The 17,872-nt window shown below is 71.0% G+C and carries 14 protein-coding genes and 1 pseudogene; 9 read left to right on the top strand and 6 right to left on the bottom strand.

Annotated features, from left to right (window positions below; genetic code table 11):
- The first annotated feature begins 9 nt into the window (after positions 1–9).
- From AB5J53_RS37290 to AB5J53_RS37270, 5 genes are read left to right on the top strand one after another with little or no spacing between them, the layout of a single operon-like run.
- Positions 10–2,877: a glycoside hydrolase family 2 TIM barrel-domain containing protein gene (locus AB5J53_RS37290; protein WP_369250009.1), complete on the top strand. Its 2,868-nt coding sequence runs from the start codon at positions 10–12 to the stop codon at positions 2,875–2,877.
- Entirely contained in the window at positions 2,870–4,039 is a 1,170-nt protein-coding gene (locus tag AB5J53_RS37285) for a sugar MFS transporter (RefSeq protein ID WP_369250008.1), read from the top strand. The genes AB5J53_RS37290 and AB5J53_RS37285 overlap by 8 nt, the downstream gene beginning before the upstream one ends.
- Before the next feature lie 59 nt (positions 4,040–4,098).
- Positions 4,099–5,094: an ATP-binding cassette domain-containing protein gene (locus AB5J53_RS37280; protein WP_369252681.1), complete on the top strand. Its 996-nt coding sequence runs from the start codon at positions 4,099–4,101 to the stop codon at positions 5,092–5,094.
- A complete protein-coding gene (locus tag AB5J53_RS37275) occupies positions 5,091–5,900 on the top strand; it encodes an ABC transporter permease (protein WP_369250007.1) in 810 nt (269 codons plus the stop codon). Before AB5J53_RS37280 ends, AB5J53_RS37275 begins: the two co-directional genes overlap by 4 nt.
- A gap of 5 nt (positions 5,901–5,905) precedes the next feature.
- Positions 5,906–6,706 carry an ABC transporter permease gene (locus tag AB5J53_RS37270; RefSeq protein WP_369250006.1) on the top strand — a complete coding sequence of 267 codons (801 nt, stop codon included), beginning with the start codon at positions 5,906–5,908 and terminating at the stop codon, positions 6,704–6,706.
- 76 nt (positions 6,707–6,782) lie between these two features.
- On the opposite strand, the gene AB5J53_RS37265 is transcribed toward AB5J53_RS37270, so the two are convergent.
- The 4 genes from AB5J53_RS37265 to AB5J53_RS37250 form a co-directional block, all read right to left on the bottom strand.
- The gene (locus AB5J53_RS37265; RefSeq protein ID WP_369250005.1) at positions 6,783–8,813 is read right to left on the bottom strand and encodes a calcium-binding protein; all 2,031 of its coding nucleotides are present in this window, start codon (positions 8,811–8,813) and stop codon (positions 6,783–6,785) included.
- Positions 8,814–9,000: 187 nt separating this feature from the next.
- Positions 9,001–9,591, bottom strand: a complete 591-nt coding sequence (locus tag AB5J53_RS37260; protein WP_369250004.1) for a hypothetical protein — start codon at positions 9,589–9,591, stop codon at positions 9,001–9,003.
- A complete protein-coding gene (locus AB5J53_RS37255) occupies positions 9,588–11,297 on the bottom strand; it encodes a PHP domain-containing protein (protein ID WP_369250003.1) in 1,710 nt (569 codons plus the stop codon). Before AB5J53_RS37255 ends, AB5J53_RS37260 begins: the two co-directional genes overlap by 4 nt.
- A gap of 140 nt (positions 11,298–11,437) precedes the next feature.
- On the bottom strand, positions 11,438–11,881 hold the full coding sequence (locus AB5J53_RS37250; RefSeq protein ID WP_369250002.1) for an ATP-binding protein: 444 nt from the start codon (positions 11,879–11,881) through the stop codon (positions 11,438–11,440).
- A gap of 153 nt (positions 11,882–12,034) precedes the next feature.
- Between AB5J53_RS37250 and AB5J53_RS37245 the strand changes: the two genes are divergently transcribed.
- The 4 genes and pseudogenes from AB5J53_RS37245 (at position 12,035) to AB5J53_RS37230 (ending at position 14,319) form a co-directional block, all read left to right on the top strand.
- Positions 12,035–12,877: a Scr1 family TA system antitoxin-like transcriptional regulator gene (locus AB5J53_RS37245; RefSeq protein WP_369250001.1), complete on the top strand. Its 843-nt coding sequence runs from the start codon at positions 12,035–12,037 to the stop codon at positions 12,875–12,877.
- Positions 12,874–13,119 (top strand): DUF397 domain-containing protein, encoded by a 246-nt coding sequence (locus AB5J53_RS37240; RefSeq protein ID WP_369250000.1) that lies wholly within the window; start codon positions 12,874–12,876, stop codon positions 13,117–13,119. The genes AB5J53_RS37245 and AB5J53_RS37240 overlap by 4 nt, the downstream gene beginning before the upstream one ends.
- Positions 13,120–13,146: 27 nt before the next feature.
- Positions 13,147–13,668: pseudogene (locus AB5J53_RS37235) on the top strand (alpha/beta fold hydrolase); the annotation flags it as partial.
- Between the two features lie 63 nt (positions 13,669–13,731).
- Complete coding sequence (locus AB5J53_RS37230; protein WP_369249999.1) at positions 13,732–14,319, top strand: TetR/AcrR family transcriptional regulator; 588 nt, start codon at positions 13,732–13,734, stop codon at positions 14,317–14,319.
- A gap of 251 nt (positions 14,320–14,570) precedes the next feature.
- Here AB5J53_RS37230 and AB5J53_RS37225 read toward each other — a convergent pair whose 3' ends face one another.
- Together AB5J53_RS37225 and AB5J53_RS37220 are read right to left on the bottom strand one after the other, a co-directional pair.
- A complete protein-coding gene (locus AB5J53_RS37225; RefSeq protein ID WP_369249998.1) occupies positions 14,571–16,970 on the bottom strand; it encodes an ABC transporter permease in 2,400 nt (799 codons plus the stop codon).
- Positions 16,967–17,659: an ABC transporter ATP-binding protein gene (locus AB5J53_RS37220; RefSeq protein WP_369249997.1), complete on the bottom strand. Its 693-nt coding sequence runs from the start codon at positions 17,657–17,659 to the stop codon at positions 16,967–16,969. Before AB5J53_RS37220 ends, AB5J53_RS37225 begins: the two co-directional genes overlap by 4 nt.
- Positions 17,660–17,872: the final 213 nt, after the last annotated feature.

Here is a 17,872-nt window from a genome sequence, read left to right as displayed (position 1 = left end):
AGGAGACCGATGTCTTTCCGCGCCACCACTTCCATCGATTACGTCGAGGACGTCTCACCCGGCAGCGGCGCGCTTCCACCGCGGGCCTGGTATGCGTCCTCGGATGCCACGTCCTTGTCACTGAACGGCAGTTGGCACTTCCGGCTGTCGGCGACCGCCGACGCGGAGGACGACTCGTTCGCCGACGAGGACTACGACGCCGGGGACTGGGCGGAAGTCTCGGTCCCCGGCCACTGGGTCCTTCAGGGCCACGGCTCCCCCATCTACACCAACCACCTCTACCCCTTCCCGGTCGACCCGCCGCGCGTGCCGACCGAGAACCCGACCGGAGATCATCTGCGGGTCTTCGACCTGCCGTCCGACTGGCCCTCGGACGGGGGCTCGGTGCTGCGCTTCGACGGGGTCGAGTCCTGCGCCCGTGTCTGGCTCAACGGCACGGACATCGGCGAGTTCAAGGGCTCCCGGCTGCCGCACGAGTTCGCGGTCGGGCATCTGCTGAAGCCGGCCGGCAACGTGCTCGCGGTCCGCGTGCACCAGTGGTCGGCGGGCTCGTACCTGGAGGACCAGGACCAGTGGTGGCTGCCCGGCATCTTCCGGGACGTCACGCTCCTGCACCGCCCACCGGGCAGCGCGCTCGACTTCTTCGTGCACGCGTCCTACGACCACCTCACCGGAGAGGGCGCCCTGCGCGTCGACTCCGACGTCGACGGGCGGGTCACCGTGCCCGCCCTGGACATCGATGTCGCGACCGGCGAGTCGGTGACCGTCCCGGTGCGGCCGTGGACGGCCGAGGCCCCCCGGCTGTACGACGGTGAGCTGGTCACGGAGGGCGAGCGCGTCCCGTTGCGCATCGGCTTCCGGACCGTGGAGCTGGCGGACGGCCTGATCAAGGTCAACGGCCGACCGATCCTCTTCAAGGGCGTCAACCGCCACGAGTGGCACCCGGAGAAGGGCCGAGCCCTCGATCCGGAGACCATGCGCGAGGACGTGCTGCTGATGAAGCGGCACAACATCAACGCCGTTCGCACCTCGCACTACCCGCCGCACCCCGCGTTCCTCGACCTGTGCGACGAGTACGGCCTGTGGGTCATCGACGAGTGCGACCTGGAGACCCACGGTTTCACCGAACAGGCCTGGCGCGACAACCCCGTCGACGACGACCGCTGGACCCCGGCGCTGCTCGACCGCGCCGCCCGTATGGTCGAGCGCGACAAGAACCACCCGTCCGTCGTCGTCTGGTCCCTCGGCAACGAGGCCGGCACCGGGCGCGGGCTCACCGCCATGGCCGAGTGGATCCGCGGCCGGGACGCCTCACGGCTGATCCACTACGAGGGCGACATCAACTGCCGTGACACGGACGTGTATTCACGGATGTACGCGGGCCACGCCGAGGTCGAGCGCATCGGCCGCGGCCTGGACGGCGGCGCGCTGAAGCGACGCGGGCTCCCCTTCATCCTCTGCGAGTACGGGCACGCCATGGGCAACGGTCCCGGCGGCCTCGCCGACTACCAGCGCCTCTTCGAGTCCTACGACCGGATCCAGGGCGGTTTCATCTGGGAGTGGATCGACCACGGCATCAAGGACGAGCGGTACGGGTTCGCGTACGGCGGTGACTTCGGCGAGGAGCTGCACGACGGGAACTTCGTCTGCGACGGGCTTGTCTTCCCGGACCGGACGCCGTCGCCGGGGCTCGTCGAGTACAAGAAGGTGATCGAACCGGTTCGCGTCGTCGGTGACGGCACGGACGGGACCGTGCGGATCACGAACGCGTACGACTTCGCGGATCTCTCGGCGCTCGCCTTCGAGTGGTCGTACCAGGTCGAGGGCGAGACGGTCGAGGCGGGCGCGCTGTCGGTGCCCGCGCTCGCACCGGGCGAGTCGGCCGAGGTGAAGCTGCCGACCCCGCCCGCCGACGCGCGCGGCGCCGAGACTCAGTGGACGGTACGGGCGGTGCTCGCTGCCGGGACGGTGTGGGGGCCGCAGGGTCACGAGGTCGCCTGGGCTCAACTTCCTTCCGGGGAACGGACTTTGCCGCGTGTGGCCCAGTCCGACGGCCCCGTGCTCGGCGAGCGGCGGATCACCCTCGGCCCGGCCGCCTTCGACGCCCGCACCGGTGCGCTGAGGACGATCGGCGGGGTCGACGTCACCGGTCTGCGCCTGGACGTGTGGCGTGCGCCGACCGACAACGACAACGGCGCGCACTGGCAGCCGGACGAGCGCTACGGCCCGCTCTGGCGCAAGCTGGGCCTGCACCGGATGCGACACCGGTTGGACGCCGTGGAGTTGGGCGCCGACGCCTTGACGGTACGGACCCGGGTGGCGCCCGCCGCCTGGGAGGTGGGCCTGCGCACGGTGTACCGGTGGACGTCCGACGGGACGCGGCTGCGGCTGACCGTGTCCGTGGCACCGGAGGGCGACTGGACGCTGCCGTTGCCGCGTCTCGGGATCCGCCTGGGGCTCTCGGGCTCGGCGGACCGGGTGAAGTGGTTCGGCGGTGGTCCCGGTGAGGGGTATCCGGACACCAAGTCCGCCTCCATGGTGGGGCGTTGGGAATCCACGGTGGACCAGCTGCAGACGCCGTACGTGCGTCCGCAGGAGAACGGCGCCCGGGCCGATGTCCGCTGGGCGCAGATCGGTGGTCTGCGCGTCGAGGGCGATCCCTCGTTCTGGTTCACCGCGCGCCGCTGGACGACCGAGCAGCTCGATGCCGCCGAGCACCTGACGGACCTGGCAGCGGGCGACACGGTCTGGGTCAACCTCGACCACGGGCAGCAGGGCATCGGCTCGCAGTCGTGCGGTCCCGGCGCGCTGCCTCAGTACCAACTGCGGGCCGCTCCCGCGGAGTTCTCGTTCGTCCTCTCGGAGATTCATGACTGACACCCTCACCCGCACCGCGGCCGGCCGGCTCTTCAGCCGTCCGGCCGCGGTCGCGTCCTGCGTCGCGTTCGTCCTCATCGGCATGCTTCAAGCGCTCTACGGGCCCGCGGTGCCGGGCCTGCGCGAGGAATTCCATCTGTCTCCGTCCGGAGCCGGGCTCGGCCTGAGCCTGCACTTCACCGGAGGGGTCGCGGGCGTCCTGGCCTTCAACGCGATCCACTCCCGGATCAGCAACAGGGCGCTGCTGGCGGCGAGTTACGCGCTGATGGCAGCGGGTGGCGCGGGCTTCGCGTTCGCGCCGAACTGGCCGCTCGCCCTCGCCGCCGCCTTCCTCGGCGGCCTCGGCTTCGGCGGCATCGACTACGGCCTCAACCAGCTCTTCGCGGTCGGCTTCGGCGACCGTTCGACGGCGATGCTGAACGTGCTGAACGCGCACTTCGGCATCGGTGCGGTGCTCGGTCCCGCGCTCATCGCATGGGTGGGCCCCGACGACTACGCGTACGCCTTCGGGGCGTGTGCCGTGCTGGCGGCGGCGCTGATCCTGTGCACGGGCGGGGTACGCAGCGAGGCGCCCTCCGTGTCCGAAGCCGCCGCGAGGCCTGCCGCCGGTGGCCTGCTCTCCCGTGTGCTGGCCGGCTTCCTCGCCCTGTACATCCTGAACGTCGCCGTCGAGGCGGGTGTCGGCGGCTGGGAGCCCACCCACCTGGAGACCGTCGGCTACAGCGCGACGATCGCCGCCTCGGCCACCTCGGTCTACTGGCTCATGATGACGGCCGGCCGTTTCCTCGTCGTCCCGATCACGCTGCGGTACGCGCCCGAGCGCATCCTCGCGGTCTGCGCGGCCGGGATGACGGCGTGCCTGCTCCTGGCGCTGATACCGGGGGCCGCGCCGGTGGCGTACGCCGGTGTGGGCCTGTTCATCGCACCGGTGTTCCCGACCGGTCTCCCCTGGCTGAACCAGGCACTGCCGGGGGCCAAGCGGGCGGGCGCCTGGGTGATCGCCGCGTCGATGATCGGCGGGGTGGCGGCGCCACCGCTCCTCGGCGTGGGCATCGAGGCGTCCGGTATTCACGCGGTGCCGTGGCTGTTGACCTTGTTGTCAGGCGCGTCGCTGGTGGCCACGGTCTGGCTGATGCGGCTGACGCGGGAGCGTGCGGCATGAAGGGCGTGAACCGAGTCAACAGCCCTGCCGGGGTCAACGGGGTCAACAGCTCCCCCGGCGTGAACGGCAGCATCCAGGTCCGCGGCCTCTCCCGCACCTTTCACACCACCGTCCGCCGCCCGGGATTCACAGGCGCCCTCAAGTCTCTCGTCAGCCCGGAACGAGTGGCGAAGGAAGCCGTCTCCGACATCACCTTCGACGTGGCCCCCGGAGAACTGCTCGCCCTGCTCGGGCCGAACGGCGCGGGCAAGTCCACCACCATCAAGATGCTCACCGGCATCCTCACCCCGACCGCCGGCGAGGCGCGCGTCGCCGGTGTGGTCCCGTACGTGGAACGCGAGCGCAACGCGCGCAACATCGGCGCCGTGTTCGGGCAGCGCACCCAGCTGTGGTGGGACCTGCCGGTGCGCGAGTCCTTCTCGATCCTGCGCGACATCTACGAGGTGCCGGCGGGTGAACACCGCGTCCGGCTCGGCGAGTTCGACGAGCTGCTCGACCTCTCCTCCTTCTGGGACACCCGCGTACGCCACCTCTCCCTCGGTCAGCGGGTGCGCTGCGACCTGGCCGCGGCCCTCCTGCACGATCCGCCGGTGGTGTTCCTCGACGAGCCCACCATCGGCATGGACGTGGTGGTCAAGGAGCAGGTGCGCGGCTTCCTCAAGCACCAGGTGGAGGAGCGCGGCCGGACGGTGCTGCTGACCACGCACGACATGACGGAGGTCGGACGGCTCGCCGAGCGCGTCGTCCTGATCAACCACGGGCGGCTCGTCCTCGACGGCACGCTCGACGAGATCCGCCGCAAGTTCGGCTCGACCTGGCAGGTGCGGGCCACGCTCGCGGACCCGCACGCCCCCGTCGAGCCGCTGCCGGGAATCGCGCTGCTGCGGCGCGAGGGCCCGCAGGTGGTGTTCGGGCCGGACGGGGAGGAGGCCCCGACCGTCCACCAGGCGCTGAAGCAGGTCATCGAGCGGTACGAGGTGTCCGATGTCGCCCTGGACGAGGCCGACTTGGAGGACGTGATGCGGGCGGCGTACGTCCAGGCGGGGGAGGCATGAGCGTCACTGCCCCGCGCGGCTGGCGGGCAGCCCGGGTCACCCCGCTCGGCGAGCTGCACACCCCGCCGCGGATGACCGCCGCGCTGCTCCGGCTCACCGTGCAGGTGGTACTGGTCGCCTCGCTGTGGCGCGGCCTGTACGCGGCGACCGGCACCACCGCCGGACTCACCCGGGACCAGGCCGTCACGTACGCCGTGCTCGCGGTACTGGCCACCCGGATCAGGGAGTTGGACCAGTACTCGGGCCGCGACACCGTGCAGCAGCACATGCACTTCGGCACCATCGTGTACTGGTATCTGCGCCCGCTGCCCCCGCAGCGCTACTACGCCCTGCGCGCGCTCGGCGAGCAACTCTACGGACTGATCTGGGCGTTGGCCGGATACCTGATCTGTCTGGCCGCCGGGGTCGTTGATCCCCCCAAGTCGGGGGCCGTGGCAGGAGTGTTCGTGCTCAGCGTGCTGCTCGGGCAATGGGTCCTGTACTACGTCATGCTCGTCATCGACCAGTTGTGCTTCTGGACGCTCCGCAACGGCGCCGCGATCATGATCCTGATCTTCGCGCAGAACCTGCTGTCCGGGGTGTACGCGCCGCTGTGGTTCTTCCCCGACTGGTTCATCACGCTCAGCCGCTTCCTGCCGTTCCAGGCGACGCTCAGTGTGCCGTTGTCGCTGTACGTGGGCCGGATTCCGGTGTCCGACGCGGCCCCCGAACTCGCCGTACAGGCCGCCTGGGTGGTGGCCCTCGCCCTGTTCACCCGGCTGCTGTGGCGACGTGCCGCCCGGCGTGTGATCTCGCAAGGAGGCTGATGCCCATGAAAGCCGTTCGGATCGCGTGGCGCATCACGCGGCTCAACTTCCGTGCGCAGCTGGAGTACCGCTCCGAGTTCCTGATGATGATCGCGATCGGCGCGGTCTGGCAGGTGTCGGTGATCGTGTTCGCGACGGTGCTGCTCACCCGGTTCACCGGGATGGGCGGCTGGGACAGTTCGGACGTCCTGCTGATCCCGGCGACGCGGATGCTGGCGCACGGCCTGTTCGTCCTGATCCTGGGCCGGATGCACGGACTCGGCCGGCACATCCAGGAAGGAAAGATCGACGTCTATCTGCTCCGGCCCATGCCGGTCCACCGCCAGGTCCAGCTCGAGTTCTTCCCCACCAACGCGATCGGCGACCTGACGGTGGCGGCGGGCCTGATGGCGGGCGCGCTGAGCCGCAGCGACCTGGACTGGACGGCGGGGCGGACCACGTATCTGATCGTCGCCGTCCTCGGCGGCATGCTCCTGGAAGCCGCCCTGTTCACGGTCGTGGCCTGCGCCTCGCTCCGCTTCCCGGCCGCCGACTACTGGGGCCGCTGGCTGGAAGAACTGCTCGGCACGTTCGGCAGTTACCCCCTCAACGTGCTGCCACGAGCGGTCGGCGGCTTCCTCACCTACGGGCTGCCGTTGGCGTTCGTCGCGTACTTCCCGGCCGCCGTGCTGACCGGCCACGGGGGCGACGCGGGTGTGCCGTACTGGCTGGCCGCGGCCTCCCCGCTGCTGGGTGCGGCCGGCTACCTGGCCGCCCGGCTGCTGTGGCGGTGGAGCCTTCGGCACTACACGGGGGTGGGCGGATGACTGCCGCCGCGAGGCCCGCTCGACGACAGTGGGGCCCGGACCGGTCACCGGTCCGGGCCCCACCTGCCGATGTGCCCTAGGGGCAGCTGATGCGGGTGTCGCCGGTGTCCGTGGTGCAGGTGTCCGTGTTGGGGCCGCCGTTGGCGGTGTCGTTGCCGGAGATGTTGTCGACGGTGTTGAGGTTGTCGGTGCCGTAGTTGCCGATCAGGTTGTCGTTGCCGGGGCCGCCGTTCAGGGTGTCGTTGCCGTAGCCGCCGTCGAGGCGGTCGTTGCCGTATCCGCCGTACACGGTGTCGTTGCCGTAGCTCGCGTTGACGTTGTCGTCTCCGCCGAGGGCGCAGATCACGTCGTTGCCGAAGGTGCCGTTGAGGGTGTCGTTGCCGCTGGTGCCGATGATGGTGCAGCCGCGGGAGTTGTTGACGGTGGTGGTCCGTGTGGCGGTGTTGTTGGCGGGGTTCGGGTCGGTCTGGGTGGCGCTGAGCGTGGCGGTGTCGGTGAGGGTGCCGGTGGCGCGGGGCTCGACCACGATTGTCACCGTGGGGTGGGCGCCGGGGGCGAGGGTGCCCAGGGAGCAGTCCGCGCTGGTGGCGGTGGTGGTGCAGGTGCCCTGGCTCGGGGTGGCGGAGACGACCGAGGCGGCGGGTCCGGCGAGTGTGTCGGAGAGGAAGACGCCGTTGGCGGTGGCGGTGGTGCTGTTGTTGACGGTCATGGTGTAGGTGGCGCGGTCACCGATACTGACCGTGGTGGGACCGGCCTTGGTGACCGACAGGTCCACGCCGGAGGGCGGCGGGGGCGGCGGGGTGCCGGTGCCCCCCAGGTAGCGGGCCAGGGCGCGGTGGTCACCGCTGTTGCCGAAGGCGAGGATCTTGCCGTCGGACTGGAGGGCGAGGCGGTTCACGAAGTCGCCGGTGCCGAAGTCGGTGGTCGTCTTCCCGTTGCTGCCGAAGCCGGTGTCGAGAGTGCCGTCGGCGTTGTAGGAGGCCAGCGCGAAGTCGTTGCCGGCGGTTCCGGCGGCGACGATCCGGTCGCCGGGCTGGAGCAGCAGGTCCCGCACCGCGGAGCCGGTGCCGAAGGCGGTGGTCACGACGCCACCGGTGCCGAAGCCTCCGTCGAGGCTGCCGTCGACGTTGTAGCGCACGAGCGTGAAGTTGCCGCCGCTCGATCCGGACACGACGACCTTGCCGGTCGACTGCACGACCACGGTCCGACCCCAGTTGTAGCCGCCGAGATCCGTGGTGACGCGTCCGTCGCCGCCGCCGAAGGAGGTGTCGAGGCTGCCGTCGGCGTTGTAGCGGGCGAGCGCGAAGTCGAAGGAGGTCTCGCCCGAGTATCCGGCGAGGACGAACTTCCCGTTGGGCTGCAGGGCCATGTCGTATGCGGTCGCGCCGCCGTTGCCTGCCTCCGGGAACGGGGTGAGGACCTTGCCGTCACCGTCGAAGGTGGGGTCCAGGACGCCGTGGGTGTCGTAGCGGACCGCCGCGAAGTCGCCGCCCGCCGTGCCCGCGGCGAGGATCTTCCCCTCCGGGCCGGGCAGCACCGCGACCGCCCAGCCGTCCTCGGCGCCACCCGCCAGCTCGGGGATGACGTGGCCGCCGTCCCCGAAAGTGGTGTCGACGCTGCCGTCGGGGTTGTAGCGGGCCACCGTCAACCAGCAGCAGCCGCCGTTCTCCTCGCCGAACCTCTCGGTGGTGCCGACGACGACGATCTTCCCGTCGGGCTGGAGCGTCACGCCCTGCGCCCGGTCCTCGCCGTCCTCGAAGTTGGTCAGCACTTCCCCGTCACCACCGCCGAAAGAGGCGTCGATGCTGCCGTCGGCGTTGTGCCGCATCACGGAGAAGTCGCTGTAGAAGGTCTCGGGATTCTGTCGGGCGCCGACCGTGACGATCTTGCCGTCGGGCTGGGCGACGACGTCCTGACCGTCCGCGGGGGAACCGCCGTCGATGGTGACCTTGCCGCCGCTGCCGAAGGAGGTGTCCAGGTCGCCGGGTGCGGCGAGGGCACTGCTCGGCAGGGCGACGACGAGGGCGAGAGCGGCCGCGAAGGCGAGACCGACCCGGCTCATGAGCGAGCGGCGACGGTGCGCGCGTCGGGAAGAAGGCATGGGCATGCGCCCAGCTTCCGGGCGCTCGTCGGACGTCCTCGACGCCTGGCCACGGGCTGGGCTCACTGGTCGTCAGAGTCCACCCGCCGGAGTGACGGCGCCCGCCCGCTCAACCCGAGCCGCCAGGGCCCTCTGCGCGCTGCGAGGGGCAGACCGACTGCCCTCGACCGCCCGCTGCCCCGGTCGTCCGTCCTCAGTGATCCGCGCAGCAGGGCGTGGGCTCCGGCACCTCGAACGGGACCAGGGTCCCGCCCGCGGCCGGCATCGCCGTCAGGACCAGTTGCCCCTCGCGCCACTCCGGGCGTACGTGGTCGCGCGTGACGATCCGCCGCTCCGGCTCGGGACCGTCGGGTGCGCCGAGTACGGCGACCCGGTCCACGGCGGAGACGGCCAGCAGCCGGGCGACGGTCACCGTGCCGGTGAGGGCCTCGGACCCGGCGTAGAGGACGGCGCGGCCACCGGTGCGCGCCGCGTGCTCGGCGGCGGCCCGGGCGGCGCCGGCGGCAAGGTCGGCGGGACCGTGCCGCTCGGCGCCGAGGGCGACACCGAACTCCCGTTCCGCGAGCCGCCGCGAGGCCGCCCGGGCGGCACGCTCCGACGGCACGGCGAAGGACAGCGCCGTGTGCGGGCGCCCCCCGTCCCGCACGTGGTGCGTGCAGCCCAACACGTCCTCGGCCGCGCCGAGTTCGACAGCCAGCCCGCGCAGCAGGTGGTCGGCCTCCTGCAGGGCTCCCACGAGGCCGGTGTCGACTCCGACGACATACAACCCGTACCGCTCGGTCACGACGGCAGGACCCACACGGGGTTGGAGTAGAACCACAGGTCCTTCCACGGGTCCGCGTCGCCGACGACGTCCACGGCCGGGCCCGCCGGGTCGACCGCCGGGCCCATCAGGCCGACGGCGGAGCGGTTGCCGTCGGTGCCGCGCAGGCGGACGTACACCGGGCGGTCGACCGCGCCGAGGTCGTAGGTGAGGCGCACCGTGCCGGTGGACTTGTTCACCTCGTACGACCGCACGACCTTCGCGGTGGGAGCGGTGAACGTGTCCTGGTCCGAGACCGCGCCCGTCACATCGCCCTGGATGACGTCGACACGCGCCAACTTCGGGACGAATCCAGCCCAGTTGGGGCCACCGGCCAGTCCGAGGTCCACGGTCAGCGTGACCCGGGTGCCCTTCTTCACGTGCAGCGCGCCGCCGAGCGTGGCCCAGCGGCCGCCGCCCGCGAGGCGCGCGTCGAGCCCACTGACGAGTCCTCCGTGGTCGACCCACACGCGTCCGGCGCGGATGCCGTCCATCACGGCCGCGTACGAGAATCCGTCGGCGCCGACGTGCGTACGGCTGTACTGGCCGGGCCAGTAGTCGCCCTGCGTGAGGTCGACCTTGCCGCCGTAGACCGGGTCGGTGTGCTTGCCGTTGGCGGTGAAGTCGCTGTCCGGGCCGCCGCGTACGGCGGTGTCCGTGTACACCTGGTGGGAGTCGGAGTTGGCGGTGATCCACCAGGGCTTGCCCTCGGCGAGGAGGCTGTCCCACAGGCCGCCGACGGTGGCGGTCATCCAGTCGAAGCCGCCCCAGGTGCGGTAGCTCTCCAGCGGGTACCCGGCGAAGGAGTTGGCGCTCGGGCTGTTGTCGTAGATGCCACGGGCCCGGCCCATGCCGAGCGGCGCGGCGATACCCGCGGCCTGGTGACCCGGGGCGCCCTCGAAGCCGATGGCGATCTGGCGGCCGGGCGCGGTCGCGTCGCGCCAGCCGCGGATCTCGTGCGGCGAGTCGACGCCGCGCCGCGCGGGGTGGTTGGCGAGCATCAGGGCGTCCTTGACCTTGCGCCGTTCGACCTGCTCCGCAAGGAAGTTGAGGCCCGCGACGGCGAGCGCCTCGTTGGCGGGCGTCGAGTCGGAGGCGCCCTTCAGGCTGCCGTCGTAGTCGGTCTCGAACTGCTTGAGGACCGCGACCTCGTTCTTGCCGGGGTGGACGAAGACCGTGCCGTGCTCGGCGGCCGGGATGTTCCACTCGAGGCCCTGGAAGACGAGCGTGTCCTCGTACGCGTCCCGGGCCTCCTGGATGTCCGGGTTGACCTTCTCCACACCGATCTTGGCGTGCGTCTCGCTGCCGTGGTCGGTGATGACCATCCAGTCCAGGCCGTGACGAGCGCCCTGGCGGACCTGGTCGCCGACGCGGTACTTGCCGTCGCTGCTGTACTGCGTGTGGATGTGGTGGTCACCGGCCAGCCACAGGAAGCCGTCCTTCCTCCGGCTGTCCGTGGAGGCGTACGCGGGGGTGGCGGCCCCCTGAGCGAGAACGCTTCCGGCGGCGAGTCCCGCGCCGAGCAGTCCGGCGCGGCGCAGCAGCGAGCGGCGCGACTGCTGGTCGGGGGTGAGCGCCTCGTCGGGCACGGAGGTGTCGAAAGCGGCGGGAAGCGGGGCGCCGCTGGACTCCTCGTGGTGGTGATGGTGGTGGTGATGCCCGTGCTCGTGTCCGTGCGTGTGCCCCATGACCGCCTCCTGAGTCGCGCGCCACCCCGTGGGACGCGTGTCATGAGGAGATTCGATGCGAAACATGAACGGTGAACGGCCGGCGCGTGATCACCGAGCGACCCGCGCGGGTCAACTGGTCCAGCCCGCAACCAAGTTGGTCACCCGCCGGTCCGTTGCGTCCGGACTTCCGCCCAGACGACCTTGTACGCGCCGCCCGGCCGGGGGTCCACTCCCCACCGCTCGGCGAGCGCCGCGACGAGCAGCAGCCCGCGCCCGCCGTCGCCGTCCGACGGCTCCTGGAGAACGGGCAGCCGGTCCGTCCGCCCGTCGGCCACCTCCACGCGTACGACGCCGTCGCCCAGCACCAGCCGTACACGGAAGCCGCGCCCGCGCACCCGCCCGTGCCGCACGGCGTTCGCGGCGAGCTCGGCGACGACAAGGGTCACGCTCTCGCTCACCTCGCTGCCGTACGGGAACCCCCATACGTCCATCCGGTTCGCGACGAGCCGCCGCGCGAGCCGGGCCCCTCGCGGGGTGGAGCTGTAGAGCTGGGTGAACGCGCGTACGGTGAGCGGGACTTGGGCTTGGGTGTCTCCTTGCATGCGGCAACAGTCCCGCGGGGCGCGGGGGTCGACCAGCTCCGCCACTCGTACAAAGCGCGGTGTACGAGTTCACGGACTGGACAGTGTGCGTCACCGTGCGTGACCCTTGGTGACTCGGCGGGGTTGGCACCAAGAAGCTCGGGGGTTCCCGGCATGACCGACAGCACCATCAGCATCGACAACGCGACCGAGAACGAACCGCCCGACACCCTCAAGGCGTTCGGGGCCGTACACAAGGCCTTCCGCAAGCGGGCGGGCTACACACAGGAGGAGTACGCGCCGCTCGTGCAGTACCAGCCGTCCACGGTCGCGTCGATCGAGCAGGGGCGGCGCTTCCCGCATCGCCGTTTCGTCGATCGCGCGGAAGAGGTCCTGGACGCGTTCGGTGTACTGAAGGGGGTCTACAAGCACGCGGGGCGGGAAAAGGGCCTGGCGTCCTGGTTCCGTCCGTGGGCGGAACTGGAGGAGCAGGCGATCAGCCTCTACACGTACGAGAACCGGCTGGTGCCGGGGTTGTTGCAGACGGAGGGGTACGCACGCACTCTTTTCCGGGACCGGGTGCCTGTGCTCACGGACTCGCAGATCGAAGCCCAGATCGCGGCTCGCTTGGAGCGGCAGTCTCTCCTCAGGGAGCGGCCCAACACGGCGTTCAGCTTCATCGTCGAGGAGTACATCCTCACGCGGGGCACCGGCGGCACAGAGGTCACGCGCGGGTTGATCGACTCCATCCTGGAGGTCACCGAACAACGCAACGTGGAACTGCAGTTGTTGCCGATGACGCTCCAAGCCCATGCCGGCCTCGACGGCCCCATCCGGCTGCTGGAGACTCCGGAGAACGAATGGTTCGGTTACAGCGAGGGGCAGCGCAGCGGCCAGTTCATCGCTGACCCGAAATCGATCAGTGTGCTCCACGCGCGCTATGCGAAACTGCGCTCACAGGCTCTCCCGCCGGACGATTCCCGGAGCCTGCTGAAGCGGATGCGAGGAGCGCTATGAGCACCACAGAGCTGGCCTGGTTCAAGAGCAGCTACAGCGGCAGCGACGGCGACGACTGCATCGAAGTGGCCCTAGCCTGGCGCAAGTCGACCTACAGCAGCGGCAGCGACGGCGACTGCGTCGAGGTCGCCACCTGCCCCACCACCATCCACATCCGCGACTCCAAGAACACCCGCGGCCCCCAGCTCACCCTCTCCCCCACCGCCTGGACGGACTTCGTCGAGTTCGCCACGCGTGGCTGACCAAGTACGGCTCGCTTAACGGGAGTCGGGGGACCCCGAGGCCCCGCCCCTCTTGCTGCTGCACGGGCTGGCCTCGGACGTATGATGCGGGACGACGTACTCGCGCTCGTCGATGAACTCGCCCTGGACAACGCGACGTTCATCGGTCACTCACTGGGCGGCGTGGTCGCGTACCTGCCGGCGGTCCGGCAGCCGGGCCGGGTCGCGCGGATGGTCCTGGAGGAGACTCCGCCGCCGGTCCCGCTCGGCCTCCCGACCCCGCGGCGCCCTTCGGGGCCGCTCGGGTTCGACTGGGCGGCCCGCCCCGCGATCGTGCGGCAGCTGAACGCTCCGGACCCGGCGTGGCAGGACGAGGAGAGGACCGTCCAGGCCCCGGTTCTGGTGATCGCGGGCGGCCCCGAAAGTCATCTGCCCCAGGACGAGATGGCGAAGATGGCGGCTCGCTTCCCGAAGGGGCGGCTCGTCACGATCCCCGCGGGTCACCGCGTCCACGCCGTGCGCCCGGAGGAGTTCTGCGTGGCGGTGGAGGAGTTCCTCCCACCTCCGTAAACCTGTGCGTATTAGGTTGTGACCTAGATATCCTAGGTTCAGCCGAGCGACAGGTGGTGACACATGGCCCGTGCCGGGCTCACGACCGACCGTGTCGTGGAGGCAGCGGCCGATCTCGCGGACGAGGTCGGCTTCGAGAACGTCACCGTGTCCGCGCTGGCGCGGCAGTTCGGGGTGAAGGACGCGAGCATGTACTCGCACGTCAAGAGCGTGCGGGAGCTGCGCGAGCGGATCGCGCTCCTCGCGGCCGGCGAGATGATCGACCGGATCGCCGCCGCGGTGGCCGGGCGCGCGGGCAAGGACGCGCTCGTCGCCTTCGCGGGCGCCTACCGGGAGTACGCGCTGGAGCGGCCGGGGCGGTACCGGGCCACGCATCTGCAGCTCGACCCCGCCGTCGCCGCCGCGTCCGACGCGGGCCGGCGCACCGCCGAGGTCACCTACGGCATGCTGCGCGCGTACGGGTTGTCCGAGCCCGACCTCACCGACGCGGTACGCCTGCTGCGCAGCACCTTCCACGGCTACTGCAACCTCGAAGCCATCGGCGGATTCGGCGCCCCCCGTGACGTACAGGCGTCGTGGGAGCGCGCGTTGGACGCCCTGCATGTGGCCCTGGAGCACTGGTCACGGAAACAGGGCGACGATCACGAGTGACCTTCACTACGACGTGTGCGGCAGCGGGCGGTGATCGGGGAGGTGTACGAGATCTGCCTGCTGGCCCCCGGCCACAGGCACCGCTGAACTCGGGGGCCAGCAGCCGCAATGGGTGGATCGGTACCTCGTAGTACGTCGGCAACGCCGCGGGCTGGGCGTCCGGGGAGGCGTACGACGGCGAGACCTGGTCGGAGCTGCTGCCCCGCACCGGCCTCGCCGCCGGCACCCTGCACTGCTTCCCCCTGCGGCCGCTACTCGGTGCGCAGCGCCGTGGCCGTACGGGCCTTGGCCGCCCAGCCTGCCGGGAGCAGCGCGCCCAGCACGGCGATCACGATCCCGGCCAGCCCCAGCAGCACCAGCTGCGGAGTGTCGTACACCTCGAGGATGGACGGCGGCAGATTGGTGCCCGCCGCATGCCCCATCACCGGCAGCACATAGCCGTGCAGTGCGAACCCGAGCGGCACTCCGACCAGTCCGCCGATCAGGCCGATCCCGGCGACCGAGGCGAGCACGAGGCTCAAGGTCTGCCGCGGAGACATGCCGAGCGCCTTGCAGACGCCCAGGTCGTGGACACGTTCGCGGGTGTCGAGGACGACGGAGTTGAGCACGCCCAGGCCTGCCACGGAAACCAGCATGAGGGTGAGCAACACCGCCATCGCATCCAGGATGAGGATCATGCTCTCCTGCTCCGAGGGCGAGTTGGCGAAGACGTCGCCGCCCAGCGGTTCCACCACCGCGGTGAGCTTCTCGGCGTACTCGGCGGGCGAGACGCCCGGCTTCACCGCGATCTGGAAGGTCTGGGGCTCGGCCTTGGCGAAGGTGGCCATGTCCGCGTTGAGGTGCAGCCCGTCATCGGAGGTGTCGAAGGCCTCGCCGACGATCCGCAGGGTCTGCGTGTCCTTCTGGTACGTGACCCGCACGGTGTCGCCGATCCTGGTGCCTGTCCGCTCCAGGAACCCCGTCGGCACGACGGCCTGCCCCGGGCCGGTGAACCACCGCCCGGAGATCATCTCGTAGCGTCCGGCACTCGTGTCGCCCTGGTAGAGGCTGGCCACCACGGCGCCGGAGAGGCCGGTCACCGCGACCTGCCCCCGGCTCAGCCCGTAGTACGAGGCGGTGCCCGACTGCGCCTTGATGGCGGCGCTGACCTTCTCCGGGTCGGCGGACGGCACCTCCGGAGCCTCCCCCGAGGACGGCCCGCCGCGGGACTTCCTCTCGATGCCCGGTCCGCCGCCCGCTCCCTCCGGTACGCCGCTGATGGCGGTGACCGCCGAGCGCTCCTCGGGGTCCGACGCCGCACCGACCGCGTTCAGGGACTGCGTCAGCCCCACCGCGAAGGTCGCCGCGACTGTGCCGAAGGCGACCGCCAGCAGCAGCGCGATCGTACGGACCGGATGCGCGAAGGGACTTGCCAGTCCGTACGTCATCGCCCGCGGCAGCGGCAGCCGGCCCGCCGCCCGGTGCGCCCACTGACCGCGCCCTGTCCGCGGCGCCCGGCCGACCGCGATGGCCTCGACCGTATGCAGCCGCCCCGCCCGCAACGCGGGGAGCAGAGCCGCCATCCCGACGATCAGCAGCGCCACGAGCGGCACCACGACATCCACCCACCACGCCACGGTCAGCGAGGCCGTGCCGTACACCTGCTCGGTGTCCTCCAACAGCGGTACGGCGAGCAGATTGCCCAGCACGACCCCGAGCACAATGCCCGCACCGGCCGGGATCAACGCCTGTGCCACATAGGCGCGTACGACCTCGCGCGGGGTGAAGCCGATGGCCTTGAGGATGCCTATCCGGCGCAGGCTGGTGCCGACCGAACCGCTCACCACGCTGCCGATGATGATCACCGACATCATGATGCCCAGCACGCCGAAGGCGAGGAGGAACGGAATGGTGGCCCGCGCACCCGAGTCGGCGGCCCGCTTGGTGTCCAGATACGACTGGGCGCCCACCAGCGCCCCGGACGGCACGGCGGCGGCGAGCGCCTTACGGTTGGCGGCGATCTGCCCCTTCGAGCCGGCGGAGGCGAACCGGTAGAGCATCTGGCTCATGACCGGGCTGTCCTTCGAGGCGAGCGATCTGACCTGCCCGGGCGTCGCCCACGCGTCGGCGGTCCGGGCCACCGAGGTGGCGAAGCCCACGACCGTCAGAGTCGGCCCATCGGCGGCGTCCGACGTCTTCAGGGTGGAGCCGACCTCGAGGAAGGGGCCGGTGAACGACGCGGAGAGCACGATCTCGCCGGGCTTCTCGGCCCACCGCCCGGACTTGAGGTCCAGGTCGTCCACGTCGGCGTGCGGTCCGGACCGCCCGACCAGGGTCAGGCTCGGCAGATGCCCGCCCTGCGAATCCACCGGCTGGAAGGAAGTCGACGGGTAGGGGCCGCCGCTCGCGGTGACTCCCTCCAACTGCTCGGTCTCCTTGAGCTGAGCCTCGCTCACCTTGTCCGGATCGAATTGCACGGTCAGATGTGCGCCGTGCTGCTTGGCGAAGGCGTGGTCGAAGGGCGCGTTCGTCGCGACCATGAGCGATCCGGCGACGACGGCCGAGGCCACGGCCATCATCGTGGCGATGGCGATCACCACCGTCTGGACCCGTCGCCGACCCACCCCGGCGCGTACGACCCGGCCGAGCGGGCCCGTACCCCAGCGGCTCATCGGACAGCCTCCGCATGGGTGTCGAGCGCCAGATGACCGTCCACCAGATGGATCGTGCGGCTGGCGCAGGCCTCCGCCAGCGCCAGATCGTGCGTCACCAGCACGATCGTCTGCCCCCCGCGGTGCAGATCCACCAGCAGCTCTCTCACGTCGTGGCCCGAAGCGGTGTCGAGTGCGCCGGTCGGTTCGTCGGCGAGCAGCAGCGCGGGCCGGTTGACCAGCGCCCGGGCCACCGCGACCCGCTGGCGTTCGCCGCCGGAGAGCCGGCCCGGATAGGCGAGGGCGTGCTTGCTGATGCCCAGCACCTCCATCAGCTCGGTGGCGCGGGCCGCGGCCTTCTTCCGCGAGGACCCGGTGAGTTGGGCGGGGAGCTGGATGTTGTCGGCGACGGTGAGGTCGTCGAGCAGATTGAAGAACTGGAAGACGATGCCGATCTGCTCGCGGCGGAACCGGGCCAGCCCGTGCTCGCTCAGCTGGTCGACCTGCCGGCCGGCCACGGTCACCGAGCCCTCGGTCGGCTTGTCCAGACCGGCGACGAGGTTCAGCAACGTCGACTTTCCGCTGCCGGAGGGGCCCGTCACGGCCAGGGCCTCGCCCTTGGCGACGCTCAGGTCGATCGGTCCGAGCGCAGGTGCGCCGGCGCTGTCGTACCGCTTGGCCACACCTGCCAGTTCGATCACGTGGGTCATGGGAGTTGTCCCGTCCTTGGGGTTCGCGAGGGCTCATGCCTGTGCCGGCTCGGCGAACGTAGGGTCGGGCGGTTCTGCGGCGCGTCGGCCGCGGCACCGACATCCGGCCGTTCCCGCGGATGATGCGGCCGCGGGGTCATCCCTGCGGCGTACGCCTGCGGGACAGCTTCCGTGGTCGCGCAGGCGGACGCGGGGCGGTGCGGAAGGGCCGCA

Source organism: Streptomyces sp. R41 (assembly GCF_041053055.1).
Lineage (GTDB): Bacteria > Actinomycetota > Actinomycetes > Streptomycetales > Streptomycetaceae > Streptomyces.
Note: the sequence above shows the minus strand (reverse complement) of the source record. Positions and strands in the feature narration are given on the sequence as shown.